At 73.0% G+C, this 25,775-nt stretch carries 29 protein-coding genes; 5 read left to right on the top strand and 24 right to left on the bottom strand.

All coding sequences use genetic code 11. From position 1 onward, the window contains the following. Window positions 1-7 precede the first annotated feature (7 nt). The 8 genes from OF852_RS06170 to rpsB all read right to left on the bottom strand — a co-directional run bounded on the left by OF852_RS06170 (window position 8) and on the right by rpsB (window position 7,463). Complete coding sequence (locus tag OF852_RS06170) at window positions 8-1,747, bottom strand: cation:proton antiporter (protein ID WP_271120920.1); 1,740 nt, start codon at window positions 1,745-1,747, stop codon at window positions 8-10. 34 nt (window positions 1,748-1,781) lie between these two features. Continuing rightward, window positions 1,782-2,450, bottom strand: coding sequence for a lytic transglycosylase domain-containing protein (locus OF852_RS06175; protein WP_271120921.1), 669 nt, complete (start codon window positions 2,448-2,450; stop codon window positions 1,782-1,784). 86 nt (window positions 2,451-2,536) lie between these two features. Then, on the bottom strand, window positions 2,537-3,085 hold the full coding sequence (locus OF852_RS06180) for a DivIVA domain-containing protein (RefSeq protein ID WP_271120922.1): 549 nt from the start codon (window positions 3,083-3,085) through the stop codon (window positions 2,537-2,539). A 66-nt stretch (window positions 3,086-3,151) separates the two neighbouring features. Further along, window positions 3,152-4,177 carry a phosphatidate cytidylyltransferase gene (locus OF852_RS06185; RefSeq protein WP_271120923.1) on the bottom strand — a complete coding sequence of 342 codons (1,026 nt, stop codon included), beginning with the start codon at window positions 4,175-4,177 and terminating at the stop codon, window positions 3,152-3,154. 2 nt (window positions 4,178-4,179) lie between these two features. Then, on the bottom strand, window positions 4,180-4,734 hold the full coding sequence (gene frr, locus OF852_RS06190) for a ribosome recycling factor (protein WP_271120924.1): 555 nt from the start codon (window positions 4,732-4,734) through the stop codon (window positions 4,180-4,182). Window positions 4,735-4,771: 37 nt separating this feature from the next. Beyond that, window positions 4,772-5,488 carry a UMP kinase gene (gene pyrH, locus OF852_RS06195; RefSeq protein WP_271120925.1) on the bottom strand — a complete coding sequence of 239 codons (717 nt, stop codon included), beginning with the start codon at window positions 5,486-5,488 and terminating at the stop codon, window positions 4,772-4,774. Window positions 5,489-5,599: 111 nt separating this feature from the next. After that, entirely contained in the window at window positions 5,600-6,427 is an 828-nt protein-coding gene (gene tsf / locus OF852_RS06200) for a translation elongation factor Ts (protein ID WP_271120926.1), read from the bottom strand. 64 nt (window positions 6,428-6,491) lie between these two features. Further along, the gene (gene rpsB / locus OF852_RS06205; protein WP_271120927.1) at window positions 6,492-7,463 is read right to left on the bottom strand and encodes a 30S ribosomal protein S2; all 972 of its coding nucleotides are present in this window, start codon (window positions 7,461-7,463) and stop codon (window positions 6,492-6,494) included. A gap of 311 nt (window positions 7,464-7,774) precedes the next feature. Between rpsB and OF852_RS06210 the strand changes: the two genes are divergently transcribed. Beyond that, window positions 7,775-8,395 (top strand): M23 family metallopeptidase, encoded by a 621-nt coding sequence (locus OF852_RS06210; RefSeq protein ID WP_271120928.1) that lies wholly within the window; start codon window positions 7,775-7,777, stop codon window positions 8,393-8,395. Between the two features lie 25 nt (window positions 8,396-8,420). On the opposite strand, the gene OF852_RS06215 is transcribed toward OF852_RS06210, so the two are convergent. The 5 genes from OF852_RS06215 to OF852_RS06235 all read right to left on the bottom strand — a co-directional run bounded on the left by OF852_RS06215 (window position 8,421) and on the right by OF852_RS06235 (window position 13,733). Continuing rightward, entirely contained in the window at window positions 8,421-9,329 is a 909-nt protein-coding gene (locus OF852_RS06215; RefSeq protein WP_271120929.1) for a tyrosine-type recombinase/integrase, read from the bottom strand. Between the two features lie 118 nt (window positions 9,330-9,447). Then, on the bottom strand, window positions 9,448-10,413 hold the full coding sequence (locus OF852_RS06220) for a metallophosphoesterase (protein WP_271120930.1): 966 nt from the start codon (window positions 10,411-10,413) through the stop codon (window positions 9,448-9,450). A gap of 43 nt (window positions 10,414-10,456) precedes the next feature. Next, window positions 10,457-11,845 carry a DNA-processing protein DprA gene (gene dprA / locus OF852_RS06225; RefSeq protein WP_271120931.1) on the bottom strand — a complete coding sequence of 463 codons (1,389 nt, stop codon included), beginning with the start codon at window positions 11,843-11,845 and terminating at the stop codon, window positions 10,457-10,459. Continuing rightward, entirely contained in the window at window positions 11,842-13,377 is a 1,536-nt protein-coding gene (locus OF852_RS06230; RefSeq protein ID WP_271120932.1) for a YifB family Mg chelatase-like AAA ATPase, read from the bottom strand. The genes dprA and OF852_RS06230 overlap by 4 nt, the downstream gene beginning before the upstream one ends. Then, window positions 13,377-13,733 (bottom strand): YraN family protein, encoded by a 357-nt coding sequence (locus OF852_RS06235; RefSeq protein WP_271120933.1) that lies wholly within the window; start codon window positions 13,731-13,733, stop codon window positions 13,377-13,379. Before OF852_RS06235 ends, OF852_RS06230 begins: the two co-directional genes overlap by 1 nt. 107 nt (window positions 13,734-13,840) lie before the next feature. On the opposite strand from OF852_RS06235, the gene OF852_RS06240 reads away from it, so the two are divergent. Then, entirely contained in the window at window positions 13,841-14,638 is a 798-nt protein-coding gene (locus OF852_RS06240) for a sulfite exporter TauE/SafE family protein (RefSeq protein ID WP_271120934.1), read from the top strand. Between the two features lie 15 nt (window positions 14,639-14,653). Here the strand turns inward: OF852_RS06240 and OF852_RS06245 are convergent, their stop codons facing one another. The 4 genes from OF852_RS06245 to rplS form a co-directional block, all read right to left on the bottom strand. Continuing rightward, window positions 14,654-14,977, bottom strand: a complete 324-nt coding sequence (locus tag OF852_RS06245) for a DUF2469 family protein (RefSeq protein ID WP_271120935.1) — start codon at window positions 14,975-14,977, stop codon at window positions 14,654-14,656. A 47-nt stretch (window positions 14,978-15,024) separates the two neighbouring features. Then, a complete protein-coding gene (locus tag OF852_RS06250; RefSeq protein ID WP_271120936.1) occupies window positions 15,025-15,711 on the bottom strand; it encodes a ribonuclease HII in 687 nt (228 codons plus the stop codon). Then, window positions 15,708-16,469: a signal peptidase I gene (gene lepB, locus OF852_RS06255; protein ID WP_271120937.1), complete on the bottom strand. Its 762-nt coding sequence runs from the start codon at window positions 16,467-16,469 to the stop codon at window positions 15,708-15,710. The genes OF852_RS06250 and lepB overlap by 4 nt, the downstream gene beginning before the upstream one ends. An 88-nt stretch (window positions 16,470-16,557) precedes the next feature. Continuing rightward, on the bottom strand, window positions 16,558-16,905 hold the full coding sequence (gene rplS / locus OF852_RS06260) for a 50S ribosomal protein L19 (RefSeq protein ID WP_271120938.1): 348 nt from the start codon (window positions 16,903-16,905) through the stop codon (window positions 16,558-16,560). Between the two features lie 196 nt (window positions 16,906-17,101). Here rplS and map point away from each other — a divergent pair, with 196 nt between their 5' ends. Then, entirely contained in the window at window positions 17,102-17,872 is a 771-nt protein-coding gene (gene map, locus OF852_RS06265; RefSeq protein WP_271120939.1) for a type I methionyl aminopeptidase, read from the top strand. Between the two features lie 17 nt (window positions 17,873-17,889). On the opposite strand, the gene trmD is transcribed toward map, so the two are convergent. Then, window positions 17,890-18,585 (bottom strand): tRNA (guanosine(37)-N1)-methyltransferase TrmD, encoded by a 696-nt coding sequence (trmD, locus tag OF852_RS06270; RefSeq protein WP_271120940.1) that lies wholly within the window; start codon window positions 18,583-18,585, stop codon window positions 17,890-17,892. Between the two features lie 202 nt (window positions 18,586-18,787). Here trmD and OF852_RS06275 point away from each other — a divergent pair, with 202 nt between their 5' ends. After that, window positions 18,788-19,600 carry a type IV toxin-antitoxin system AbiEi family antitoxin domain-containing protein gene (locus tag OF852_RS06275; protein WP_271120941.1) on the top strand — a complete coding sequence of 271 codons (813 nt, stop codon included), beginning with the start codon at window positions 18,788-18,790 and terminating at the stop codon, window positions 19,598-19,600. 39 nt (window positions 19,601-19,639) lie between these two features. On the opposite strand, the gene rimM is transcribed toward OF852_RS06275, so the two are convergent. The 4 genes from rimM to OF852_RS06295 all read right to left on the bottom strand — a co-directional run bounded on the left by rimM (window position 19,640) and on the right by OF852_RS06295 (window position 22,009). After that, complete coding sequence (gene rimM / locus OF852_RS06280) at window positions 19,640-20,245, bottom strand: ribosome maturation factor RimM (protein ID WP_271120942.1); 606 nt, start codon at window positions 20,243-20,245, stop codon at window positions 19,640-19,642. After that, window positions 20,242-20,481 carry an RNA-binding protein gene (locus OF852_RS06285; protein WP_271120943.1) on the bottom strand — a complete coding sequence of 80 codons (240 nt, stop codon included), beginning with the start codon at window positions 20,479-20,481 and terminating at the stop codon, window positions 20,242-20,244. Before OF852_RS06285 ends, rimM begins: the two co-directional genes overlap by 4 nt. Before the next feature lie 2 nt (window positions 20,482-20,483). Then, window positions 20,484-20,942, bottom strand: a complete 459-nt coding sequence (gene rpsP, locus OF852_RS06290) for a 30S ribosomal protein S16 (protein ID WP_271120944.1) — start codon at window positions 20,940-20,942, stop codon at window positions 20,484-20,486. Between the two features lie 131 nt (window positions 20,943-21,073). Then, on the bottom strand, window positions 21,074-22,009 hold the full coding sequence (locus OF852_RS06295; protein ID WP_271120945.1) for a DMT family transporter: 936 nt from the start codon (window positions 22,007-22,009) through the stop codon (window positions 21,074-21,076). 156 nt (window positions 22,010-22,165) lie between these two features. On the opposite strand from OF852_RS06295, the gene OF852_RS06300 reads away from it, so the two are divergent. Then, on the top strand, window positions 22,166-23,308 hold the full coding sequence (locus tag OF852_RS06300; protein ID WP_271120946.1) for a glutamate--cysteine ligase: 1,143 nt from the start codon (window positions 22,166-22,168) through the stop codon (window positions 23,306-23,308). Window positions 23,309-23,332: 24 nt separating this feature from the next. Here OF852_RS06300 and OF852_RS06305 read toward each other — a convergent pair whose 3' ends face one another. Both OF852_RS06305 and ffh read right to left on the bottom strand, forming a co-directional pair. After that, a complete protein-coding gene (locus OF852_RS06305) occupies window positions 23,333-24,124 on the bottom strand; it encodes an LLM class F420-dependent oxidoreductase (RefSeq protein ID WP_271120947.1) in 792 nt (263 codons plus the stop codon). A gap of 42 nt (window positions 24,125-24,166) precedes the next feature. Continuing rightward, window positions 24,167-25,756 (bottom strand): signal recognition particle protein, encoded by a 1,590-nt coding sequence (gene ffh / locus OF852_RS06310; RefSeq protein WP_271120948.1) that lies wholly within the window; start codon window positions 25,754-25,756, stop codon window positions 24,167-24,169. Window positions 25,757-25,775: the final 19 nt, after the last annotated feature.

Genomic DNA, 25,775 nt, shown 5'->3' on the forward strand with positions numbered 1-25,775 from the left:
TCCGAGCTCAGTGCCCGTCAGCGTCCGGTCGGCCGAGGCGCGACTCCTCGAGGTCGAGGATGACCTGCACGCGGGCGAGGATGCGGCTCGCGTACGCGCCGCGCGCCCGCGCGTCGAGGAGCGCCGCGCGCTCCGCCGCGAGCACCTCGCTCCGGAGGGTGCGGAACTGCTCGTGCGGGCTCCTCGCCAGCTTCTCCGGGTTCTCGCCGTGCTCCGCCTCCTCCCAGGCGGCCTCCGCCGCGAGGCGGATCGCATCCCGGACCTGCTCGACGACCTCCGTCGGCGGGGCGTTCTCGGCGGCGGCGACGGCATCCAGCCGCTCGATCCCGGCCTCGTTGATCTCGTCGAGCAGCTCGGCGAGCGCGCGCCGGTCGAGCTGCGCGTCGGAGCCCCGGACGCCGCTCGCCCGGATGACGGCCGGCAGCGTGGCGCCCTGGAGGAGCAGGGTCGCGATCGCGACCGTGAAGGCGATGAGCACGAGCTGCTCCGAGTACGGCGTGTCGGCGGGAAGGGTCTGCGCCGCCGCGAGCGTCACGACGCCGCGCATGCCCGCCCAGCTGATGACGACGCCGCCGCGCCAGTCGAGGCCCTCGGCTCGGAGCAGCGAGATGTCGTTGCTGCGCTGGTCGATGCGCCGTCGCGCGCCCGCGACCCGCCGCGCCATCCGCTCGTCGCCCTCCAGCTCGTCGAGCCGCCGCTCGATGAGCCCGACGCGCTCCTCGAAATCGCCCGCCTGCGACTCCCGTCGGCGCAGCAGCGCGACGAGCGGGCCGGTGAACCCGAAGCGCGTCGCCACGAGGATCACCGCGAGGAGGAGGCCGATGAGCACCGATCCGCCCACCGAGAGCTCGTCGCCGCCGATCCCCTCGACGATGCCCTTGAGCTCGAGGCCCATGAGCAGGAAGACGCCGTGCTCGAGCACGAACTGCACCGTCCGCCAGTTGAGGCGGTCGGTGAGCCGCGACTGCACGCCGAGCGCCGCCGGCGCCGCATTGCCCGCGTAGAGGCCCGCCGCGACCACCGCGATGACGCCCGAGGCCCCGAGCTCCTCGGCCGGGAGGAACGCGATGAAGGGCACCGCGAAGGAGACGACCGACTGGAGGATCGCATCGTCGAGGCGGCGGCGCACGACGATGGCGAGCCAGCCCACCGCGATGCCCACGACCGCGGCCGCCGCCACCGCCCAAAGGAAGTCGAGGACGGTGCCGCCGAGATCCAGCTCGCCGGAGGCCGTCACCGCCCCCGCCGCGATCGCCGTGCGGAGGAGGACGAGCGCGGTCGCGTCGTTGACGAGCCCCTCGCCCTCGAGGATCGTCAGCAGGCGCGAGGGCAGGCCCAGCCGCTTGCCGATCGAGGTCGCCGCGACGACGTCGGTCGGCGAGATGACGGCGCCGAGCGCGATCGCCGCCCACAGCTCGAGATCCGGCAGGAGCGCGGAGAGCGTGAAGCCCGTGAGCAGCGCGCTCACGAGGACGAGCGTGACCGACAGGCCCGTGATGGTGCTCAGATTCCGCCGGAAGTCGACGATCGGGACGGTGACGGCCGCCGAGTAGAGGAGGGGCGGCAGCAGCAGGAGGAGGATCCAGTCCGGCTCGACCTCGACGGGCGGCACGCCGGGGATCCAGCTGATCCCGATGCCGACCACGACGAGCGCGAGCGGTGCGGCGATCCTGATCCGCGCCGAGAGCGCGCTCACCGCGACGATGATGACGATCGCGGCGACCCCGATCAGCGCGTACTCGAGCACCCGACCAGGCTAGCGCGCGGTCCGCGCCGCGGCGTCAGTACCAGCCGGAGGCCTGGCTCTTGGCCCAGGCGCCGCAGGGCGTGCCGTAGCGGCCCTGGATGTACTGCAGGCCCCAGGTGATCTGGGTTCGCGGGTTGGTCTGCCAGTCGGAGCCGACCGACGCCATCTTGCTGCCGGGCAGCGCCTGCGGGATGCCGTACGCGCCGCTCGAGACGTTGTGCGCGTACACGTTCCAGCCCGACTCCTTCGCCCAGAGCGAGGAGAGGCAGTTGAACTGGTCGTCGCCCCAGCCTCGCGCCGCGAGCATCTCGCGCGCGATCGCCTGGGCGGAGCCGGGGTCGGGGGTGCCGGCCGCGGGGGCCGCGCCGCCCATGCTCGTGCCGGCGGCGGCGGGCTTCGGCTTCGGCTTCGCCTTGGCCTCGTAGTCGTCGCGCGTCACATCGATGTCGTAGCCGGCGCCCGCGGCATAGGCCTGCGAGGGGCCGCCCTCGGGGGCGAGGCTCTCGGCGGCGTAGCTGTCGGAGTAGGGGCCGGCGACGGAGACGAGGAGGAAGCCCATGCAGGCCACCGCCGCGAGGATCGGAAGGCCCCGACGGCTGCGGGGTCGCGGACGCGCACCCGTGGCCGCCCACGCGGGGACGGCGTCGCTCGGGTGCTCCAGGAGGGCGACCTCGCGGGTCGCGTTGCTCGGGCTGCGGCGCATATCCGAGCCAGTGTAACCGTTTCGTGACTTTTCCGCCTGGGAGAGCGCTCCGGGTCGAGGTGGCGGGCGCGAAGGCGGCCGACGGCTCAGCGGACCGCGAGGATCGTCCGGGTCGCCGCATCCAGGACGGCATCCACCTGCGACTCCTGATAGCCGCCGCGCTGCGCGTGGAAGACCGAGGTGCGGATCTCCTCGATCGTCACCGGCTGCCCCGTCTGGAAGTAGTTCGCGATGCGGTCCGCGAGCGCGTCGACCTCCTTCGTGGCGTAGCCGACCGTGAACCAGGACACCCGCGTGAAGCGGTGGCCGGGCGGGCGCACGAAGCGGTCGAGCAGCACCTGGGCGGTGTCGCGGGCCTGGCCGTACCAGGCGGCGTCGCCCGCGGTCTGGATCGCGGCATCCCGCTCCCGGTTCGCGAAGGCGTCCTCGAGCCGCTCGAGCGCCGCGTCGACGTGATCGGGTGCGTAGCCGCCCTTGCGCATCGAGAACGCCGTGTGGCGGATGCGCTCCGCGTCGAGCGCGCCGGCCCCCGGCTCCGCCGTGTAGGCGCTCCGGGCCTCGGCGAGGAACTCCTCGACCTCGTCGATGTCGTAGCCGAGGCGGTTGCGCCGGGCGCGAGGGAAGGTCGAGGTCACCCGGCTATTCTGCACCAGTCGCCGCGCGGGGCCCTCCATGACGCGACCGCGCGGCCGCGTCGGCGCTCAGCCGTGGAAGATCAGGTAGAGCGCGTACGCCACCGCCGCCGAGGGCAGCACCGAGTCGAGGCGGTCCAGGAAGCCGCCGTGACCCGGCAGCCAGGACGAGATGTCCTTGACCCCGAGATCGCGTTTGATGAGCGACTCCATGAGGTCGCCCATCGTGCCGACGAGCGCGAGCGCGGGGCCGAGGATCAGGCCGAGCCACCAGGGCTGCTCGAGCATGAGCGTGGCGATGAGGATCGCCGCGACCGTCGCGATGAGGATCGAGCCGATGAAGCCCTCGACCGTCTTGCCGGGGCTGATCGCGGGAGCCAGCTTCCGCCGGCCGAAGGCGAGCCCCGACACGTAGGCGCCGACATCCGTCGAGACGATGACGATGATCGCCCCGAGCGTCCACCACTGGCCGCCCTCCTCGCCGGTCAGCACCAGGTAGAAGCCCGCCATGAAGGTCACGTAGACCTGGATGAGCGCACCGGTGCCGAGATCGAGGGCGAGCTCGCGGCGCGGCACCCGGCGCGAGGCCGGGAGGGTCTCCAGGATGCGCCAGAGCGAGACGAGCACGATGGCGCCGAGCGTCGCGAGCCAGAGGCCCGGCACGTGGCCGAAGAACGCGATCGGGGTCACCGCCACCGCGGCCGCCACCGAGACGAGCCGGGGGATGTCGCGGCCGGCCGAGCGGAGCGCCGTCGCGAGCTCGAAGGCCGTGAAGCCGACGAGCGCCGCGCCGAAGACGATGAACAGCTCCTTGAAGAGCACGAGGCTCAGGAGGAAGCCGCCGCCGAGGGCGAGCCCGAAGAAGATCGCGAGCGGGAGGTTGCGGCCGACGCGCGCCTCGACGCGCGCGTTCGCGGCATCCAGCTGGGCGCGGGTCGCGCGGACCTGCGCCTCGATGTCGGCGACACGCTGCTGCGCCTTCGCCTCGAGCTCGGCTCGGCTCGGGCGCCCGCGCACGCCCGCGGGGCGCACGGGACCGGCGTCGACCGGATCCTGCGGGGTCGGCTCCGGCTCCGGGACGGTCGGCTCGGCCACGCTCAGACCTCGAGCAGTTCGGCTTCCTTGCGCTTCAGAGCCTCGTCGATCGCGTCGACATGCGTCTTCGTGATCGACTCCAGCTCCTTCTCAGCGCGGGCCACCTCGTCGTCGCCGACCTCGCTCTTCAGCGCGTCCAGGTCGTCCTTCGCCTTGCGACGGAGGTTGCGGATCACGACGCGGGCGTCCTCGCCCTTGGCGCGCGCCAGCTTCACGTACTCCTTGCGGCGCTCCTCGGTGAGCTCCGGCATCGTCACGCGCACGATGTTGCCGTCGTTCGTGGGCGAGGCGCCGAGGTTCGGGAAGGCGACGATCGCGCGCTCGATCTCCTTGAGCGCGGACTTGTCGTAGGGCGTGATGACGATCGTGCGGGCCTCCGGGTTCTGGAGGCCGGCGAGCTGCTCGAGCGGCGTCGGGGTGCCGTAGTAGTCGACCGGGATCTTCTGGAACATCGCCGGGTTCGCGCGGCCGGTGCGGACGGTCGAGAAGTCGTCTTTCGCGACCTCGACGGCCTTCTGCATCTTCTCGCGGGTATCGGTCAGAACGTCGCTGATCACGGGGAGCTCCTCAGGTTGTCTCTTGGAAGTCTAGGGCTCAGGCGCGGACGAGCGTGCCGAGGCGCTCGCCGCCGCGGATCGCGCGGGCCACGTTGCCGGCCGGCTCCATGCCGAAGACGACCATCGGCATCTCGTTGTCCATGCACAGGCTGAACGCGGTCGCATCCACGACCTTGAGGCCCTTGACGAGGGCCTCCTGATACGTGATCTCGTCGATGAGCGTCGCGCTCGGATCCTGGCGCGGGTCGGCCGTGTAGACGCCGTCGACGCCGTTCTTCGCGACGAGCACCGCATCCGCGCCGATCTCGAGCGCACGCTGCGCCGCGACCGTGTCGGTCGAGAAGTACGGGAGGCCGGCCCCGGCCCCGAAGATCACGACGCGGCCCTTCTCGAGGTGGCGCTCGGCGCGGAGCGGGATGTACGGCTCCGCGACCTGGCGCATCGAGATCGCCGACTGCACGCGGACGCCGACGCCCGCCTGCTCGATGAAGTCCTGCAGGGCGAGCGCGTTCATGACGGTGCCGAGCATGCCCATGTAGTCGGCGCGGCCGCGATCCATCCCCCGCTGGCTGAGCTCCGCGCCGCGGAAGAAGTTGCCGCCGCCGACGACGATCGCGATCTCGACCTCCGCCGCGGCCGCCGCGATCTCCTTCGCGACGGCGCTGACGACATCCGGATTGACCCCGAGGGAGCCGCCCCCGAAGGCCTCGCCGGAGAGCTTGAGGAGGACACGGCGGCGGCGGGGTTCGGTCATTCGGGGGTCCTTCCGGGGTGGGGGCTGTCGTCCAGGGTAGTGCGCCGCGCCGGTGCCGGGCGCGAAGAAGGGTCCGGACCGTCGTGCGGTCCGGACCCTCTCGGCTCGTGGCTAGGCGCCGACCTTGAAGCGGGCGAAGCCCGTCACGGTGAGGCCCGCGTCGGCGATGACCTTGCCGACGTTGAGCTTGTTGTCGCGGGCGTAGTCCTGCTCGAGGAGCGCGACCTGCTTGAAGAAGGCGCCGAGGCGGCCCTCGACGATCTTCGGCAGCGCGGCCTCCGGCTTGCCCTCGTTGCGACTGATCTCCTCGACGATGCGGCGCTCGTTGACGACATCGGCCTCCGGCACCTCCTCGCGCGCGAGGTAGGTCGGGGCGGCGAAGGAGATGTGCTGCGCGATCGAGCGGGCCGTGTCCGCGTCGGAGCCGGTGTAGGCCACGACGACGCCGATCTGCGGGGGCAGGTCCTTGCTCGTGCGGTGCAGGTAGACGGCGAACTGCTCGCCGGCGAGGCGCGCCACCTGGCGGAGCTCGACCTTCTCGCCGATCGTCGCCGCCTGGTCCTCGATGAGGCTGCCGACGGTGCCGCCCTCGGCCGGGGCCGCGAGGGCCTGGTCGACCGTCTCGGCGCCGGAGTCGGCGAGCGCCGCGACGACCTTCTCCGCGAGCGCGACGAACTTCTCGTTCTTCGCGACGAAGTCGGTCTCGCAGGCCAGCTCGATCATCGTGACGGCCGTGGCCGACTCGACGACCGCGATGAGGCCCTCGCTCGTGGAGCGGTCGGCGCGCTTCGCGTTGCCCTTGGCGCCCTTGAGGCGGAGGATCTCGACGGCCTTCTCGATGTCGCCATCGGCCTCGACCAGGGCGTTCTTGGTGTCGACCATGCCGGTGCCGAGGCGCTCGCGCAGGATCTTGACGTCTTCCAGGCTGAAGTTGGCCATGGATGTGCTCTCCACTCGTGATGAGGCGGGCGCCCGCGGGTGGCGGGCGCCCGTCGCTCGTCGGTTACTTGCTGTCGGTCTTCTCGGCGTCGGCCGCGGGGGCGGCGTCCGCCTCCGGCGCCTCGGCGGCCTCGGCCTCGATCTTCGCCTCGGTGGCCTCGTCCGACTCGGGCGCGTGCTCCGGGGTCGGCTCGACCGGGGTCTCCGCCTCGGTCGCGGCGACGGCCGCGTCCGCGTCGTTCTGCTCGGTCGTGGCGCCGGTCTCCGCCTGGCTCTGCTCGAGGAGCTCGCGCTCCCACTCGGCGAGGGGCTCGACGGCCGAGACGTTGCCCTCGGCCTCGGGCTTCTGGTGACGCTGGATGAGGCCCTCGGCCGCGGCGTCGGCGATGATGCGGGTGAGGAGGCCCACCGAGCGGATCGCGTCGTCGTTGCCCGGGATCGGGTAGGCGAGCTCGTCCGGGTCGGCGTTCGTGTCGAGGATGCCGATCACGGGGATGCCGAGCTTCGTCGCCTCGTCGATCGCGAGGTGCTCGCGCTTGGAGTCGACGACCCAGATGGCGCTCGGGGTCTTCGTGAGGTTGCGGATGCCGCCGAGCGTCTTGTGGAGCTTGTCGAGCTCCCGCTTCTTGATGAGGAGCTCCTTCTTCGTGAAGCCCGCGGTGGTGTCCTCGTAGTCGATCTCCTCGAGCTCCTTCATGCGCGCGAGGCGCTTGGAGACCGTCTGGAAGTTCGTGAGGAGGCCGCCCAGCCAGCGCTGGTTGACGTAGGGCTGGCCGACGCGCGTCGCCTGCTCGGCGATGGCCTCCTGGGCCTGCTTCTTCGTGCCGACGAAGAGGACGGTGCCGCCGTGGGCGACCGTCTCCTTGACGAAGTCGTACGCGCGGTCGATGTACGCGAGCGACTGCTGCAGGTCGATGATGTGGATGCCGGAGCGCTCGGTCAGGATGAAGCGCTTGACCTTCGGGTTCCAGCGGCGGGTCTGGTGCCCGAAGTGCACGCCGCTGTCGAGCAGCTGGCGGATGGTGACGACGGCCATTGCCGTTCTCCTTCTCATGCGGGGCGCTCGCGCGCGACCGCGTTCTCTCAGTTGACTGCCGCGCCGGTCGGCGCGATCCCTGGTGCCCTGGCGCGCATCCGCCCGTTCATGGAAGGGGACTGAAGGATGCGCTGCCGCGAGTGGGCACGCGAAGTCACCTCGCTCGCGCGAGATGCGGGTTCAGTGTAGCACCGCGACCGGGACCCCGAGCGGTCGTCCGCCCCTCCTCACCAGGGCGGCGCACGGCCCCGATCTCCACGGATCGCGGCCCCTCGACGCGCCGCCGCGACACCGAGAGGACGATCGCCCGCATGACCTCGATCGCGTGCCGCCCGTCCGCTCCTCGACGATCGCGCCGGGTGCGCGAGCCGGCGCGGGGCGCGCGGGCCACGTGGCGCGCGTGGGTCACGCGGGTCGCCGCGCTCGCGACGGTGCTCGCGATCGCGGCCGGCGGCCCGGCCGACGGGTCGGCTGCGGCGACCGCTGCGACCGGACCCCGCGGTGCGGTCCGACTGGAGTCGGCACCGCGCTGGGCCTGGCCCGTGCCGTCGCCGCATCCCGTGGTCAGGCCCTTCGAGGCTCCCGCGTCGGCGTACTCGGCCGGGCACCGCGGCCTCGATGTGGCGGCACGCGAGGGGACGGTGATCACGGCGCCTGCCGACGGGGTCGTGCACTTCGCCGGCGTCGTCGTCGACCGGCCGCTCCTCTCGCTCGACCACGGCGGCGGTCTCCTGTCGAGCTTCGAGCCGGTGGAGCCGCTCGTCGAGCGCGGCGAGCGGGTCGCGCGCGGGCAGCCGATCGGCGAGCTGCAGCTCGGGCACTGCGCCGGCGCGTGCCTCCATCTCGGCGCGCGCCTCGAGGGCCGCTACGTGTCGCCGCTGCGCTACCTCGACGGCCTCCGGCCGGCGGTGCTGCTGCCGGTGCGGCGGTGAGGCGCTGACACGGTGAGGCGGTCGCTCAGGCTCTCGGGTGCGCGACGCGGTAGGCCTCGCGGAGTCGCTCGGTGGAGACGTGCGTGTAGATCTGGGTGGTGCCGAGGCTCGCGTGGCCGAGGATCTCCTGCACGGCGCGGAGGTCGGCGCCGCCGTCGAGCAGATGCGTCGCGGCGGTGTGGCGGAGCGCGTGCGGGCCGGCCGGTCCGCTGCCGGGGAGGTCTGCGAGGAGGTCGGCGACGAGGCGGTGGACCGCTCGCGTGCCGAGGCGGCCGCCGCGGGCCCCGACGAGCAGGGCCGCCTGGTCGCCGCGACCGTCGAGGAGCGCCGGCCGCGCGTCGGCGAGGTAGCGCTCGACGGCGCGCCTGGCGGGGACGCCGAAGGGCACGATCCGCTGCTTGTCCCCCTTGCCGACGACGCGGGCGGTCAGGCGTCCGAGGTCGAGGTCGCCGAGGTCGAGCCCGACGAGCTCGCTGACCCGGATGCCGGCCGCGTAGAGCAGCTCGATGACGGCGAGATCGCGGATCGCGGCCGGCTCGCCGGTGTCGGCCCGCACCTGGAGCGAGGCGAGGATGCCGTCGATCTGCGCCCGCGTGAGGACCCGCGGCAGCGTCCGCTCGGTCTTCGGCGAGCGGAGCCGTGTGCCGGGGTCGACGGGGATGCGGTCCTGGCGTCGCAGCCAGGCCGTGAGTCCGCGGGCGGAGGCGGCGCGGCGGGCGAGGCTGGCGGGCGCGAGCCCCTCGCCGCTGGAGCGCCAGAGCCAGTCGCGCAGCAGCTCGAGGTCGAGCTCGGCGAGCTCCTCGGCGCCGCTGTCGCGGGCGTGTGCGGTGAGGCTCGCGAGGTCGGCGGCGTAGCCCCGGATGCTGTGCGGGCTGAGCCCGCGGTCGAGCCGCAGGTGGTCGAGGTACTCCTCGACGGCGCGCCCGAGCTCCATGCCCACCATGCTCGCGCGCTCGCCCGCCGCTCCCCCGCCGCCGCGCCGCATCGCTCGTCGGAGCGTGCCGCGCCGCTCGTCCGAGCCTGCCGCGGTGCTCAGTCGGGCGTGCCGGTGCTCAGTCCGGGGTGCCGGCGTCGACGCTCGCGTCGCGTGCGGCGAGGTCGTAGGTCGAGCGCTTGTTCGAGAAGGCCTCGCGGCGCTCCTCGGGGCTCATGGCGGCGAGCATGTCGAGGACGCGCTCGGAGAAGCCGGAGACCCGGGGGAAGCTCCCGACGGGGACGATCGAATGCACGACGGTGTCGGCGTAGACCTCGACGATGCCGACCGAGTGCCCGCCGTCGACCCCGACGAGCGTGCCCTGCGGTGCGGCGGGGTCGATCGAGTAGCAGGTCGCGGCGGCGACCGAGACGGGGGTGCCCGCGAGGGTGCCGTGGGTCGCGTAGTGGAGGTGGCCGGCGAGGATGCCGCGGACGTCGCTCCCCTCGATGGCGGCGGCGAGCTCGCCCTGGTGCTCGAGCTCGAGCACGGCCATGAGCTCGACGAGCGACGGCAGCGGCGGGTGGTGCAGCGCGAGGAGCGTGCCATCGGGTGCGGGCTCCGCGAGCTCGGCGCGCAGCCAGTCGAGCTGCGCCGGCTCGAGCGAGCCGTGGTGGTAGCCGGGGACGGTGGAGTCGAGGGCGATGATGCGGAGCCCGCCGAGTCGGTGCACGCGGTCGAGCGGCCGCACGCCGCCCGCGCCGTCGCCCTCGGCCGCCGCGCCGAGCAGCTCGGCGGCGAAGGGCTCGCGCTCGTCGTGGTTGCCCATGACCCAGATGATCTCGGCGCCGAGGCGCTCGGCGACGGGCTCGACGATGGCCCGGAGGCGCCGGTAGGCATCGACCTCGCCGAGGTCGGCGAGGTCGCCGGTGAAGACGATGGCCTCGGGTGCGAGTCCCGATCGCTCGAGCTGCTCGAGCGCCCTGGCGAGGGTCGGCTCGCTGTCCACCGCGCCGTAGAGCGGTCGACCTCCCTCGAGGAGGTGCGGGTCGCTGAAGTGCGCGATCGTGTGGATCGCGGGGGCGTGCTGACCGAGCTGGACCACGGCCGCACTCTACTCGCCGCCCCCGACGGCCGGTGAGGCCGCGTCATGACCCGGCCCGGATCCAGCCGTCGCCGCGGGGCCGGACGATCCCGTCGAGCTCGAGCAGCCCGAGCATCGCCCGCACCCGATCGGGTGCGAGCCCGCTCATCGACGCGAGATCGCCGGGGCGGCGTGCCGTCCGGGTGCTCATGGCGTCGAGCAGTCGCGCCCGCGTCCCCTCCGGGTCCTCGGCGGTGACCACCGCCGGCCTCCCCCGCGCCCCGCTCGGGCGGGACCGTTCTGCCGGGTGCTCCGCCGCATCCTCGTCGCCTCTGTCGGCCGACCGCGTCGGCGCCGGTCCCGCGGCGTCGACACCGGCGGTCGGCAGCAGCTCCGCCATCTCGGCCGCGTCGGTGACGCAGACGGCGTCCAGCTCGCGCAGCATCCGGTGGCATCCCGACGACGCCGTGCTCGTGACAGGGCCGGGCACCGCCCCGATCGGCCGGCCGAGCTGCGCCGCGTGCCGGGCCGTGTTGAGCGAGCCCGAGCGCCAGCCCGCCTCGACGACGACGGTCGCGTCGGAGATCGCGGCGATGATGCGGTTGCGCTGGAGGAACCGCCAGCGGGTGGGCGCGGTGCCGCAGGGCACCTCGGCGAGCACGAGTCCGCCGCCCTCTCCCGAGATCCGCTCGAGGAGCGCCTCGTGGCCGCTCGGGTAGAACCGGTCGAGCCCGCCGGCGAGCACCGCGATCGTGCGGCCGCCGCTCGCGAGGGCCGCGCGATGCGCCGCACCGTCGATGCCGTAGGCGGCGCCGGAGACGATCGCCACCCCGCGGTCGACGAGGCCGCTCGCCGCCTCCACCGCGACGTGCTCGCCGTAGCCGGTCGCCGCGCGGGCGCCGACGAGCGCGATGCCCGGCGCGCTCGCCGGTGCGGCTTCCCCGGGTCGCGCGCCGGCCGGGGAGCCCCGGAACCAGAGTGCGGCGGGTGCATGCGGGCCGAGGTCGTCGAGGCCCTGAGGCCAGCCGGGATCGCCCGGCACGAGCAGCCCGATCCCGAAGCGCCGCGCCTGCTCGAGGGCGAGGCGGACGGGCCGCTGCGCCACACGCGGCCACCAGCGGCGCACCGCCTCCTCGAGCGCGCGCGACCCGAGCCCGGATGATGCCGGGCCGGTCGATGCCGGGTCGGACGATGCGCCGCCGAGCCGGCCTCCGGCGAGCATGGCCGGCTCGCCCTCCGTCTCGATGAGCAGCTCGAGCGCCGGGAAGGCGCCCAGCGCGCCGACGAGCGCGCCGGCCGCGCCGTCGCCGGGCTCCGCGATCGTCGACCAGGCGGCGCGCGCGAATCGCTCGAGGAGCGCCTCGCGGTCCTCGAGGACCTCGGGCGGCATCGAGCGCGCGACCCCGCGCACGAGCTCCGCGATCCGCGACTCCGGCATCCCGAGCACGCTCACGAGGCCGACCTCCGCAGGATGAGCGCGCGGGCCACGTGGTCCTCGCCGGGCCGCTCGGCGCCGTCCAGGTCGGCGAGCGTCCAGGCCGTGCGGAGGACCCGATCGTGGCCGCGCATCGTCACGAGGCCCCGCTCGAGCGCGCGGTCGAGGACGCGCGCCGCGGCCCGCTCGGGCGACCCGAGCGGCGAGCGGAGCACCGAGCCCGGGACCTCCGCGTTGCGACGCCACGGGGTCCGATCGAGCCGCGCGGCCGCGGCGGCCCGCGCGCGGGCGACCCGCTCGCGGGCGAGCGCCGTCGTCGTGCGCGACTCCCCCGCGGCGAGCCGCAGCTGCGCCGCCGTGACCTTCGGCACCCGCAGCTGGATGTCGATCCGGTCGAGCAGCGGCCCGCTCATGCGCGCGAGGTAGCGACGTCGTGCGTTCGGCGAGCAGATGCACTCCGCGTCCTTCGCGCCCGCCTGCCCGCAGGGACACGGGTTCGCGGCGAGCACGAGCTGGAACCGCGCCGGGAAGCTCGCGGCGGCGTTCGCGCGGTGGATCGTGATCCGGCCCGACTCGAGCGGCTGCCGCAGCGCGTCGAGGGCGGCCGGCGAGAACTCGGGCGCCTCGTCGAGGAAGAGCACGCCGTGCGAGGCCCGGGCGGCGGCACCCGGGCGGATGACGGCGCTGCCGCCCCCGACGATCGAGGTCGGACTCGCCGTGTGGTGCGGGGCCTCGAGCGGCGGACGGACCCGCAGCTCGCCGCCGATCGGGAGGCCGCAGAGCGAGCGCAGCGAGCTCACCTCGAGCGCCGCCGAGGTCTCGAGGTCCGGCAGGATGCCGGGCAGCCGCTCCGCGAGCATCGTCTTCCCCGCGCCGGGCGGCCCGAGCAGGAGCATGTGGTGCCCGCCGGCCGCGGCGACCTGCACGGCCTCCACGGCATCCGCGTTGCCGACGACCTCGGCGAGGTCGGGCTCGGGCTCCCCCTCCGACGTCGCGACCGCGGGCCGGAGCACCGCCTCGACCGGCTCCGCCGCGAGCTCGGCGCCGTGCCAGATCGCCGCCTCACGGAGACTCGCGACCGGCACGACCCGGACACCGGGCACGAGTGCGGCCTCCTCCGCATCCCCGCTCGGCACCATCACGATCGAGGCACCGCCGCGCGCGGCCGCGAGCACCGCGGGCAGGACGCCGCGCGTCGGCCGCAGCCGCCCGTCGAGGCCGAGCTCGCCGAGGTGCACGACCCGCGCGATCGACTCGCGCGGCACGAGCCCGTCGGCGGCGAGCGCCGCGAGCGCGATCGCGAGGTCGAAGGCGGAGCCGTGCTTCGGGAGCGAGGCGGGCGAGAGGTTGATGGTGAGCTTCTTCGCGCCGATGGGGTGCCCGGTGTTCGCGGCGGCGGCCCGCACGCGGTCCTTCGACTCCCCGAGCGAGGTGTCGGGGAGGCCGATCACGACGAAGCCGGGGAGCCCGCTCGAGACGTCCGCCTCCACCTCGACGAGCGCGCCGTCGAGACCCTGCAGCGCGATCGAGGTCGTCCGTCCGACCGCCATCAGCCGATCCCCGCGATGTGCTCGATCCGAGCCGGGGCGTCCCGCGGCGCGATGACGGAGACGGCGTCGAGCCGCATCCGCGAGCGGGGATGCCCGTGCTCGGCCGACCACAGGCCCGCCAGGCGACGCAGACGCCGCAGCTTCGCGACCGTGATCGCCTCGAGGGGATGCCCGAAGCCGAGCCCCGAGCGGGTCTTCACCTCCACGATCGCGACGACCGGGCCGTCGCGCACGACGAGGTCGATCTCGCCGTGCCGGCACCGCCAGTTGCGCGCCACCACCTCCATGCCCGCCGCGCGCAGATGCCGCGCCGCGAGCTCCTCGCCGAGCCGTCCCAGGTCGTCCTTCGCTGCCATGCGGGAAGGATGCGGGAGGCAGCCGCGGCCGCGTGCCGACGAGCACCGGAATGGGGGGCGATCGGCCGGATCCGGGCTGTGGAGGAGAGCCGGATAGCATCGAGGGGATGACCGCACGCGCCCGCCCGAGCACGGGCCGCATCCTCGCCCTCCTCGGCGTCGGCATCCTCGGCGGCCTCCTCTCCGGCCTCTTCGGCGTCGGCGGCGGCATCCTCATGATCCCGCTGCTCATCCTGCTCGCCGGGCTCGATCAGCGCACCGCCGCCGCGACCTCCCTCGCCGCGATCGTCCCGACCGCGATCGCCGGCGCCAGCACCTACGCCGCGAACGGCCAGATCGACCTCGTCGCCGCCGCGCTCCTCGCGCTCGGCGGCATCGGCGGCTCGGCGATCGGGAGCCGCCTGCTGCGCGTGCTGCCGATCGGCGTGCTCCGCTGGGCCTTCATCGGCCTGCTCCTCGCGGTCGCCGTGCGCATGGCGCTCGTCGTGCCCGCGCGCGCCGACGCGGCGGACCTCGACCTCCCGCGCATCCTCGGATTCATCGCGCTGGGCCTCGTGATCGGCATCGTCTCGGGCCTCTTCGGCATCGGCGGCGGCGTCATCGCGGTGCCCGCGCTCATCGCGATCTTCGGCATCGGCGACCTCACCGCGAAGGGCACCTCGCTGCTCATGATGATCCCGACCGCGCTCGCCGGCACCATCGGGAACGCGCGGGCGCGGCTCGTCGACTGGACCGCCGTCGCGATCGCCGGCACGGGCGCCGTGGCGGCATCCTTCGCGGGCGTCGCGCTCGCGTTCCTCATCCCGGCGCGGCTCTCCGGCGTGATCTTCGCGGGGCTCCTGCTCGTCAGCGCCGTGCAGCTCGCGGTGCGCGCGATCCGCGCCCGGCGGACGCCCCGCGACTAGCGGTCGAGGATCCCGCTACTCGTCGAGCGCGAGCTCCTTCGGCAGCTCCAGCTCGCGGTCGCCGAGCATCTCGACGTTGACGTCCTTGAAGGTGAGGACCCGCACGCTCTTCACGAAGCGGTCGGAGCGGTAGACGTCCCAGACCCAGACGTCGGCCATCGTCAGCTCGAAGTAGAAGTCGTGCTCGGTGTCCTTGCGCTCCAGCGCCACCTCGTTCGCGAGGTAGAAGCGCCGCTCCGTCTCGACGACGTACTTGAACTGACCCACGACATCGCGGTACTCGCGGTACAGGGCCAGCTCGACTTCGCGGTCGTAGTCCTCGATATCGTCGTCGTCCATCGCGAGCAGTCTAGACGCGAGCAGGCCCGCGTGCCGACCACCCGGGATCAGGCCGCGGGCGCGCCGCCCACGGCCTCCAGGTCGTCGAGCAGGCTCGGCTGGCGCAGCCACGACCAGCGATGCAGCGGACTCGCGCCCACACGACCCACCGCCTCGTAGTGCGCGGCGCTCGCATAGCCCTTGTTGCCCGCCCAGCCGTAGTCCGGCATCCCCTCGTGCGCCTCGGCCATGAGGCGGTCGCGGTGCACCTTCGCGGCGACGGACGCGGCGGCCACGACCGCGAGATCCCGGTCGGCCTTGACGCGCGTCACGATGCTGAGACGCAGCGGGAGGGCGGGCGTCAGCCAGTCGTGCGAGCCGTCGAGGACGACGAGCGCGCCCGTCGTGTCGAGGCCGGCCATGCGCAGCTCGGCGAAGGCGCGTGCGCCCGCGAGTCCCAGGGAGGCGATGATGCCGATGCGGTCGACCTCCTCGTTGTCGGCCAGGCCGACCGCGATGTGCGGGGTCCACGACATCACGCGCGGATGCAGCTCCTCGCGGCGCTTCTCGCTGAGCAGCTTCGAATCCCGGAGCCCCGTCGGCATCGGGGCGCAGTCGGGCAGGATCGCCGCGACGCCCACCGCGACCGGCCCCGCGATCGCGCCGCGCCCGACCTCGTCGACGCCGATCACCATCGGCGTCCCGCCGGCGAAGCGCTCCCGCTCGAAGTCGAGGGTCGGCTCGACGACGGTCACCGCTCGGCGCCGCTCTCGACGTCCTCCACGTCGCGGAACACCGCGGGGTGGTTGTCGAGCCAGGTCCAGCGGTCCGCCGGCCAGCTGATGAGGATCGCACGGCCGACGACGTTCTCGTAGGGGACGAAGCCGTCCGTCGGGCCGTCCTGGTTGTAGCGCGAGTCGCGCGAGTCGTAGCGGTTGTCGCCCATGACCCAGAGCGAGTCCTCGGGCACCGTGACCGAGAAGTCCACGCCCGAGGGGGCCGTCATCCCCTCCGGCAGCTGGATGTACGGCTCCTCGAGCGGCACGCCGTTGACGGTGAGCTGATTGAGCTCGTTGCAGCAGGCGACCGTGTCGCCCGGGAGGCCGATGACCCGCTTGATGAGGTGATCGTTGCTGTCCGGCGCCGTGAGGCCGATGACGCTGAGGAACCAGTCGATGCCGGCGACGACCGGCGGCTGCTCGGGCGCGACCGGCTGACCCTGCAGCCAGCCGCCCGGGTCGCGGAAGACCACGATGTCGCCGTGCTCGACGGGCATGAGGCCGGGCTCGAGCTGGTTGACGATGATCCGGTCGTTGACGAGGAGCGTCGGCTCCATCGACGGCGAGGGGATGTAGAAGGAGCGGATCAGGAAGGTCTTGATGAGGAAGGAGATGACGATCGCCGCCACCAGGATCACCACGACGTCCCGGAGGAAGCCCTTCCACCCGCGGGCGCGTTCCCGACGGCGCGCGGCACCGGACGCGCCGGACCGCTCGATCACTTCATCTGCCACTTAAACCCCTGAGCTCCCGGAAAGCATATGCCGCCGGGAGCTCAGGATCTGCTGTGCCACTCCGCCGCAGCGGGTGGGAGCGCGACGATCAGGCGTCGCGCTTCTCCTTGATCTTCGCCTTCTTGCCGCGGAGCTCGCGGAGGTAGTAGAGCTTCGCGCGGCGGACGTCGCCGCGGGTCACGATCTCGATGTGGTCGATGTTCGGCGAGTGCACGGGGAACGTGCGCTCGACGCCGACCTGGAAGCTGACCTTGCGGACCGTGAAGGTCTCGCGGATGCCCTCGCCCGAGCGGCCGATGACGACGCCCTGGAAGACCTGGATACGGGAGCGGCTGCCCTCGATGATGTTCACGTGCACCTTGACGGTGTCGCCGGGGCGGAAGTCGGGGATGTCCGACTTCAGGCTCGCGGCGTCGACGGAGTCGAGGATGTGCATGGCGATGTTCGCTCTCTGCGCCCGCCACGGGTCGAACGCGGTCTCATGATGAAAGAAGAGGATGCGGTGTCCGGTCTGGATCGGGCTCCCCTGTGGCAGAGCCGGGGCCGGGCACAAGCGATCATTCTGCCAGACCGGAGGCGATCGTGGCAAAGCGGCGACCGCATCCCCTCGCGCGCGCGGCTAGGATCGCCGGGTGATCGAACTGAGGACCCCCGCCGAGATCGAGCAGATGCGCCCCGCCGGCCGCTTCGTCGCGAGCGTGCTCGAGGCGACCCGGGACGCCGCCGGCGTCGGCGTGAACCTCCTCGAGCTCGACGCGCTCGCGCACGACATGATCCGCGCCGCCGGCGCCGAGTCCTGCTACATCGACTACCACCCCTCCTTCGGCGGCTCCCCCTTCGGCAAGGTCATCTGCACCTCGGTCAACGACGCGGCGCTGCACGGACTCCCCCACGACTACCGCCTCCGCGAGGGCGACCTGCTCTCGCTCGACTTCGCGGCCTCCGTCGACGGCTGGGTCGCCGACTCGGCGCTGACCATCGCGATCGGCGAGGGCGACCCGGCGGATCTCGCCCTCATCGAGACGACGTCGGCGGCGCTGGATGCCGGCATCGCAGCCGCGCAGGTCGGCAAGCGGATGGGCGACGTCTCGAGCGCCATCGGCGACGTCGCACACGACGCCGACCTCACCGTGAACCTCGACTTCGGCGGGCACGGCGTCGGCCGCGTCATGCACGGCGACCCGCATGTCCCCAACGACGGCCGCCGTCGCCGCGGCCTGCCGCTCAAGGCGGGGCTCGTCTTCGCGATCGAGCCGTGGTTCATGCTCGGCACCGACGAGATCTACACCGACGAGGACGGCTGGACGCTGCGCAGCCGCGACGGCTCGCATGCCGCGCACTTCGAGCACACGGTGGCGCTGACGGCCGAGGGGCCGATCGTCCTCACGGCGCGCTCGAGCTGAAGCGGGGCGGGCTCTCCTCAGAGCTCGTCGAACTCGGCGGGCAGGAGCTCGGGCCGGTTCGCGCGCGTGCGCTCGATCTGCTGCTCGCGCCGCCACGCCGCGACGCGGCCGTGATGCCCGCTGAGCAGCACCTCCGGCACCGCGAGCTCGCGCCAGGCGGCGGGCTTCGTGTAGCTCGGGTACTCGAGGAGCCCGCCCTCATGGCTCTCCTCGTCGAGGCTCGCGGCGTTGCCGATGACCCCCGGGACGAGTCGGCCGACGGCCTCGATCATCGCCATCGAGGCGACCTCGCCGCCGTTGAGCACGTAGTCGCCGATGCTCAGCTCGAGGACCTCGGCACGGGTGCGCGTGTGCTCGACGACGCGCTGGTCGATGCCCTCGTAGCGGCCGCAGCAGAAGACCAGGTGCTCGCGCTCGGCGAGACTCCGCGCGGTCGACTGGCGGAAGAGCGGGCCGGCGGGCGTCGGGAAGACGACGGTCGTGGCGGGGGTGACCACCGCATCCAGCGCCTCACCCCAGGGCTCCGGCTTCATGACCATGCCGGCGCCGCCGCCGTACGGCGTGTCGTCGACCGTGCGGTGGCGGTCGTGCGCGAAGTCGCGGAGGTCGTGCACGTGGAGGTCGAGGAGCCCGCTCGTGCGGGCCTTGCCGAGCAGGGACACGTCGAGGACGGAGAAGAACTCCGGGAAGATCGTGACGATGTCGATGCGCACGACAGGGAGCCTAGCCGCGGGCGGCGTGTGCACGGGTCCCGCCCGGTCGGGCCGCCGCCGCGAATGCCTCGCCGGCGACGTCGCCGAGCGGTATCGGTGCACCCGGGTCGGGAGTCCTCAACAGGTCGGCCCCGCCCCGGTCGCTCCACAGACCGGGGGACCCGGGCGCAGCGGACTCCTCGAGGCGGCCAGGATCCACCGCATGGATCAGATCCTGACCTACCGCGAGCTCCGGCAGCGCGGTCTCTCCCGTCGGGCCATCGAGCGCATGATCGAGGACGGACGCCTGCGGCGGGTGCGCACCGGGCACTACGCCACGGCCGTCGCAGAGCCGGACGTCACCCGGGCGGTTCGAGTCGGCGGGAGCGTGACCTGCGCCGCCGCCCTCCGGCGGCACGGCGTCTGGGTGCTGGAGCGGACCTCCCACGTCCGCGTGGATCGGGACGCACGGCGGCGATCCGAGGCAGGCGGGCCGCCGGTGCATCGTCTCGCGGGGATCTCATTCCAGGGCGTCGACGACGTGGAGACGGCCATGCGGGCGGCCTGCCGGTGCCTGTCGCTGGAGTCGCTGGTCGCCGCCGCGGATTCCGCGCTCGAGCTGGGGCTCATCGATCAGGCCGGGCTCGAGGCCGCGATGTCGGGATCCGCCCGGGGGCGGGACGCGCTTGCGCGCACGGACGCCCGCGCGGAGTCCGGCCTCGAGTCCATCGTCAGGGTCCGGCTGCGGTCGCTCGGGATCCGCGTCGAGCCGCAGGTCCGGATCGACGGCATCGGCCGGGTCGACCTCCTGATCGGGAATCGGCTCGTCATCGAGCTCGACGGCGACCGATGGCACTCGACCGCGGAGCAGCGGGAGTCCGATCGTCGCCGGGATGTCGCCCTGCAGCGCCGCGGCTACATCGTGCTCCGGTTCGGCTATCACCGCGTCATCGAGCAGTGGGACGACGCCCTGGCCGACATCCTGGCGTTCGTGCGACGCGGCGCACATCGTGGCGCTGTGCACGGAGACCGCTGAGATGGCTCTCCGGCGTGAATGCCTCGGCGTCGATCCGCCTCAGCGGTCGTCGTGCTCGGGCTCCGCCGGCTCGGCGTCGGCCGGCTCCTCCGGCAGCTCCTCGAAGAGGCCCGCCGGCGGGGTGACCGTCACGATGCCGGCCCCGATGTCGACGGCGGGCACGATCGCCTTCACGAAGGGGACCATGACGTCGCCGGAGGCGGTCGTGACGATCAGCAGATCCTGCGCGGGCAGGTGCTCGACGCGGGCCACCTTGCCGACGCTCTCTCCGTCGCGCTGGACGTCGAGGCCGACGAGCTGGTGGTCGTACCAGGCATCCGGCTCCTCGGGGAGCTCGGCGGCATCCTGATCCACCCAGAGGACGGCCTTGATGAGGCCCTCGGCGGCGGTGCGGTCGGGCACGTCCTTGAAGAACGCGACCGGGTGCGAGTTGTACCAGCGCAGCTCGGCGAGCTCGAGTCGCTTGCCGTGCCAGGGCGAGGAGGTCGGAACCTGGAGCGCGAACGAGGAGCCCGGGGTGAAGCGGCGCTCCGGGTCGTCCGTGTAGAGCTCGAGCTTGATGGCGCCCTTCAGGCCGTGGGCCTTGAGGAGGCGGCCGACGCGCAGCTGCGTCCGCCCGGGACGCGGGGGGCGGCGGGCGCTCAAGAGGCGTCAGTGTCGACGACGTCGACGCGGACGCGTCGGCCGTCGGCGAGCGCGGTGACGAGCGTGCGGAGCGCCTTCGCCGTGCGACCGGAGCGTCCGATCACGCGGCCGAGGTCCTCGGGGTGCACGTGCACCTCGAGGACCTCGCCGCGAGCGGAGTCGATCGCGTCCACGCGCACGTCGTCGGGGTGATCGACGATGCCCTTGACCAGGTGCTCGAGCGCGGGAGCGAGCATGCTCAGGCCTTCTCGGCCTCGGCGGCGGCCTCGTCGTCGCCGGACGCGGCAGCCGCGTCGGCGTCGGCGGGCGCCTCGGCCTCGGTCGCCTCGACGGGGGCCTCCTCCTTCTTCGCCTTCGGCTTCAGGACGGGCTTCTTCTTCTCGTCGACGGCGAACACCTCGGGGGCGTCCTTCGTCTTGATGGTGCTCTTGGCACCCTTCTCGCCCTTGAAGGTGCCCCAGTCGCCCGAGAGCTTGAGGAGCGCGGCGACCTGCTCGGTCGGCTGGGCGCCGACGCCGAGCCAGTACTGCGCGCGCTCGGAGTCGATCTCGATGAACGAGGGCTCCTCGGTCGGGTGGTACTTGCCGATCTCCTCGATGACGCGACCGTCGCGCTTGGTGCGCGAGTCGGCGACGACGATGCGGTAGTACGGCGCGCGGATCTTGCCGAGGCGCTTCAGACGGATCTTGACAGCCACAATTCTCCTGTGTGGTGAGGTGTTGGTGTTCGAACCGCTGACCTTGCACGTGGGGTGCACGCTCGGCAGCGAAGCTCTGAGGGGATCTGCATCGCGTCTGATTAGAGGGTCGGACGGCGCGGACCAGTCCTCTATTGTGCCAGATTCCCCGTGCGCTCGGGAACCGCATCCGGATCGGGCGCCGGACGGCTGCGCCGACGGCTGATCGCGACCCCCGCGAGGCAGAGCGCGCCGCCCGCGAGCGCGAGCGCGGCGGGCGCCTCCTGGAAGACGAGGAGGCCGAGCAGGATGACGATCGGGGGGACCACGTAGGTCGTCACGCCGAGCCGGGATGCCGGCATCCGCTGCAGCGCATAGCCCCAGGTCGTGAAGGCGAGCGCCGTCGGCACGATGCCGAGGTAGACGAGCCCGAGCGTCGCGCCGGTGGATGCCGCGGCGGCATCCGCGACGAGCTGCCCCGAGAACGGCAGCAGCACGACCGCGCCGATCGCGCAGCCGAGGAAGGTGACCTGCCCGTTCGGCAGGCGGCGGAGCACGGGCTTCTGCGCGAGGACGCCCGCGGCGTAGGTCACGGCGGCGACGAGCGCCCAGACGACGCCGGCGAGGTCGACCCGGCCGGTGCTCGAGGAGGCGCCGATGAGCAGGGCGCCCGCGAAGGCGATCACGAGGCCGAGGCCGAGCCAGCGCGTCATCCCCTCGCGGAGCACGAGCGCGCCGCCGAGGGCGATGAGCAGCGGCCCGATGTTGACCACCATCGCGGTCGTGCCCGCGTCGAGCGTCGTCTCGGCGGTGTTGAGCGCGGCGTTGTAGAGCCCGAACCAGGCGGTGCCGTAGATGCCGACGAGCAGCCACTCGCGCGCTGTCAGCCGCACCCAGCGACGCCCGATGACGAGCAGCGAGAGCGCCGCGGTGCCGACGAGGAGCCGGCCGAGCGCGAGCGCGGCCGGGTGGTACTCGGCGGCGGCCGCGCGGATCACGATGAAGGCGCTCGCCCAGGCGAGCACCGTCACGACGATCGCGATCGGCAGCAGGGGGCCGTCGCGCCCGGAGGCCGGAGAGCTGTTCACGGTCCGACGCTAGAGCCAGGTGCCGACATCGTCGCGCGCGGAACGGGCGCGGATCGACGAGATCCCGCCGGATCGCCGCCGCCCCTCCCCCGACACCCAGGCGACGCACGGCGTCACCGTGTTCCGGTCGGCCGCCGCATCCGACAGACTCATGCCATGGGGATCGACTTCAGCCCGAGCGCCCAGTCGAGCGTCGGCATCGAGTGGGAGCTGCTCCTCGTCGACCAGGAGACCGGCGCGCCGGTCGGGATCGCGCCGCAGCTCCTCGAGGAGCTCGGCTCCGACACCGGCCGCCTCCCGCACATCACGGGCGAGTTCCTCACCAACACCGTCGAGATCGTGAGCGCGCCGCACGCGCGGGTCGCGGATGCCGTCCACGACCTGGCCGAGCTCACCGCGACCGTGCGCGAGGCCGCCGCCGCGCACGGCGCGCAGCTCATGGGCGCGGGGACGCACCCCTTCGCCGAGTGGCGGGATGCCGAGGTCACACCGGGCAGTCCGCGCTACGAGACCCTCGTCGACCGCACGCAGTGGTGGGGGCGCCAGCTCCTGATCTGGGGCGTCCACATGCACATCGGCCTCGACGACCGCGAGAAGGTGCTGCCCGTCCTCGGCGGCCTCCTCACGAGCTACCCGCACTTCCAGGCGCTCAGCGCCTCGAGCCCGTTCTGGACCGGCGCCGACACCGGCTACGCCTCGAACCGCGCCCTCATGTTCCAGCAGCTTCCGACCGCCGGCCTGCCGCCGCAGCTCGGCGCCTGGGCGAACTACGAGGAGCTCGTGGCGGATCTGACGCACGTCGGCGTCATCGACGACCACTCCGAGCTCCGCTGGGATGTCCGCCCCTCGCCGAAGTGGGGGACGATCGAGCTGCGCTACTGCGACGGCCTCTCGACGCTGCGCGAGGTGGGGGCGCTCACCGCGCTCGCCCAGTGCCTCGTCGAGGAGCTGTCGAGGGATGTCGAGGCCGGCCGCGACATCCCGCAGCTCCAGCCCTGGTATGTGCGCGAGAACAAATGGCGCGGGGCGCGCTACGGGCTCGACGCGATCGTCATCGTGAACAGCGCGGGCGACGAGCGGCTCGTGACCGACGACCTCCGCGACATGCTCGAGCGGCTCGCGCCGATCGCCGAGCAGCTCGACTGCGCGGCCGAGCTCGCCGACATCGAGCTCATCCTCGAGCGCGGCGCCAGCTACCAGCGCCAGCGCCGCGTCTTCGAGTCCTCCGGCGAGGATGCGGCCGCCGTCGTGCGGTCCCTCGTCGCGGAGTTCGCGACCGGCGAGCCGGCGACGAGCTGAGCGCACGCCGCCGGTTCAGCCGTCTCAGCCGTTGAGCTCGTCGCGCCAGCGCACCCACTCGCGGACCTTCTCGAGCGGGTAGTCCGGGCCCGAGATGCCGAGGGTGAACAGCGTGACGCCGAGGCCGTGCAGCTCGTCGGCGGTGGCGCGGTCGCGACCGCGCAGCTCGTTCGAGATCTCGATCGCGCCGAGGTCCGTGCCCTCCGCCTCGCAGTGCTGCGCCAGGATCCCGAGCTTGCGCTCCAGCGTCTCCGGGTCGCCGAAGCTGTGCCAGATGTCGGCGTGGCGCGCGACGAGCCGGAGCGTCTTCTTCTCGCCGCCGCCGCCGATGAGCACGGGGATGTCGCGGGTGGGCCGCGGGTTGAGCTTCGTCCAGCGCGCCTCGATGCGCGGCAGGGCCTCGGCGAGCGCGTCGAGGCGCGAGCCGACCGTGCCGAACTCGTAGCCGTACTCGTCGTAGTCCTTCTCGAACCAGCCCGAGCCCGTGCCGAAGATGAAGCGCCCGCCCGAGATGTGGTCGATCGTGCGGGCCATGTCGGCCTGGAGGTCGGGGTTGCGGTACGAGTTGCAGTTCACGAGCGCGCCGAGCTCGACGCGCTCGGTCTGCTCCGCGATCGCGGCGAGCATCGTCCAGGACTCGAAGTGGAGGCCCTCCGGCTCGCCCGAGAGCGGGTAGAAGTGGTCCCAGTTGAAGACGATGTCGACGCCGAGGTCCTCGAGGGCGCGCACGGTGTCGCGGATCGAGGCGTAGGGGGCGTGCTGCGGCTGGACCTGCACGCCGATGCGGACGGGACGGCCGGGGGATGTCGTGGTCACGCGGTCGAGACTACGCGCCGGGGCGGTCGCGGCGCCGAGCGGTCAGCGCCCGAGGAGCTTCTGGAGGGCAGCGAGCTCCTCCTCGCTCGGGCCCTTGCCGTCCGCGCCCGCGGTGCCGCCGAGTGCGCCGCCACCCAGGCCGAAGCCCGAGCCGCCCGCGCTCGTCGGGCCGCTCGGCACGCCCTGCGCCTTCGCCTGCGCCTCCTGCGCGCGCTTCGCGGGGTTGCCGGAGCTGCGCGCGCCCTTCTTCTTGCCCTTCGGGGCCGCCTTCCGGCCGCCGCCGAAGCCGCCGGGCATGGGACCCATGCCGGGGATCTGCGGCATCCCGCCCTTCGCGACCGTCTTCATCATCTTCGCGGCCTGCTCGAAGCGCTGGATGAGCTGGTTCACCTCGGTGACGGTCGTGCCCGAGCCGCGCGCGATGCGGAGCCGGCGGGAGCCGTTGAGGAGGCGGTGGTTGGCGCGCTCGGCGCGGGTCATCGACTGGATGATCGCCTCGGTGCGGGTCACGTCGCGCTCGTCGAAGTTGTCGAGCTGCTCGCGCATGCCGCGCGCACCGGGGAGCATGCCCAGCATCCCCTTGATGGAGCCCATGTTCTTGAGCTGCTGCATCTGCTTGAGGAAGTCGTCGAGGGTGAAGCTGTCGGTCGCGAACTTCTCCGCGACCTTGAGGGCCTCCTCCTCGTCGAAGGCCTGCTGCGTCTGCTCGATGAGCGAGAGGATGTCGCCCAGGTCGAGGATGCGGCTCGCCATGCGGTCCGGGTGGAAGGGCTCGAAGTCGTCGAGACCCTCGCCCGTCGAGGCGAACATGATGGGCCGGCCCGTGATGGAGGCGACCGAGAGCGCCGCGCCGCCGCGCGCGTCGCCGTCGAGCTTCGAGAGCACGACGCCCGTGAAGTCGACGCCCTCCTGGAAGGCGCGCGCCGTCGCGACGGCGTCCTGGCCGATCATCGCGTCGATGACGAAGAGGACCTCGTCGGGGTCGACGGCCTTGCGGATGTCGGAGGCCTGCTTCATGAGCTCGGCGTCGATGCCGAGGCGGCCGGCCGTGTCGACGATGACGGTGTCGTGCTGGCGGCGCTCCGCCTCCTTCACGCCCTCCTTCGCGACCTTCACCGGGTTGCCGACGCCGTTGCCGGGCTCCGGCGCCCAGACCGGCACCCCGGCCTGCTCGCCGACCACCTGCAGCTGCGTGACCGCGTTGGGACGCTGGAGGTCGGCCGCGATGAGGAGCGGCGTGTGCCCCTCCTTCTTGAGGTGCTTCGCGAGCTTGCCCGCGAGGGTCGTCTTGCCGGCGCCCTGGAGGCCAGCGAGCATGATGACCGTCGGCGGCTTCTTCGCGAACTCGAGGCGGCGCTGCTGGCCGCCGAGGACCTGCACGAGCTCCTCGTTGACGATCTGCACGACCTGCTGGGCGGGGTTCAGCGCCTTCGAGACCTCGTCGCCGAGCGCCCGCTCGCGCACCGCCCCCGTGAAGGTCTTGACGACCTCCAGCGCGACGTCGGCGTCGAGCAGCGCGCGCCGGATCTCGCGGACGGTGCCGTCGACATCCGCGGGCGTGAGCCGCCCCTTGGTGCGGAGGTTGCGGAAGGTCGCGGTGAGGCGATCAGAGAGGGTACCGAAGGTGGCCATGGTGCCCGACAGTCTACGT

It is taken from the genome of Homoserinibacter sp. YIM 151385 (genome assembly GCF_027912415.1).
GTDB lineage: Bacteria > Actinomycetota > Actinomycetes > Actinomycetales > Microbacteriaceae > Schumannella.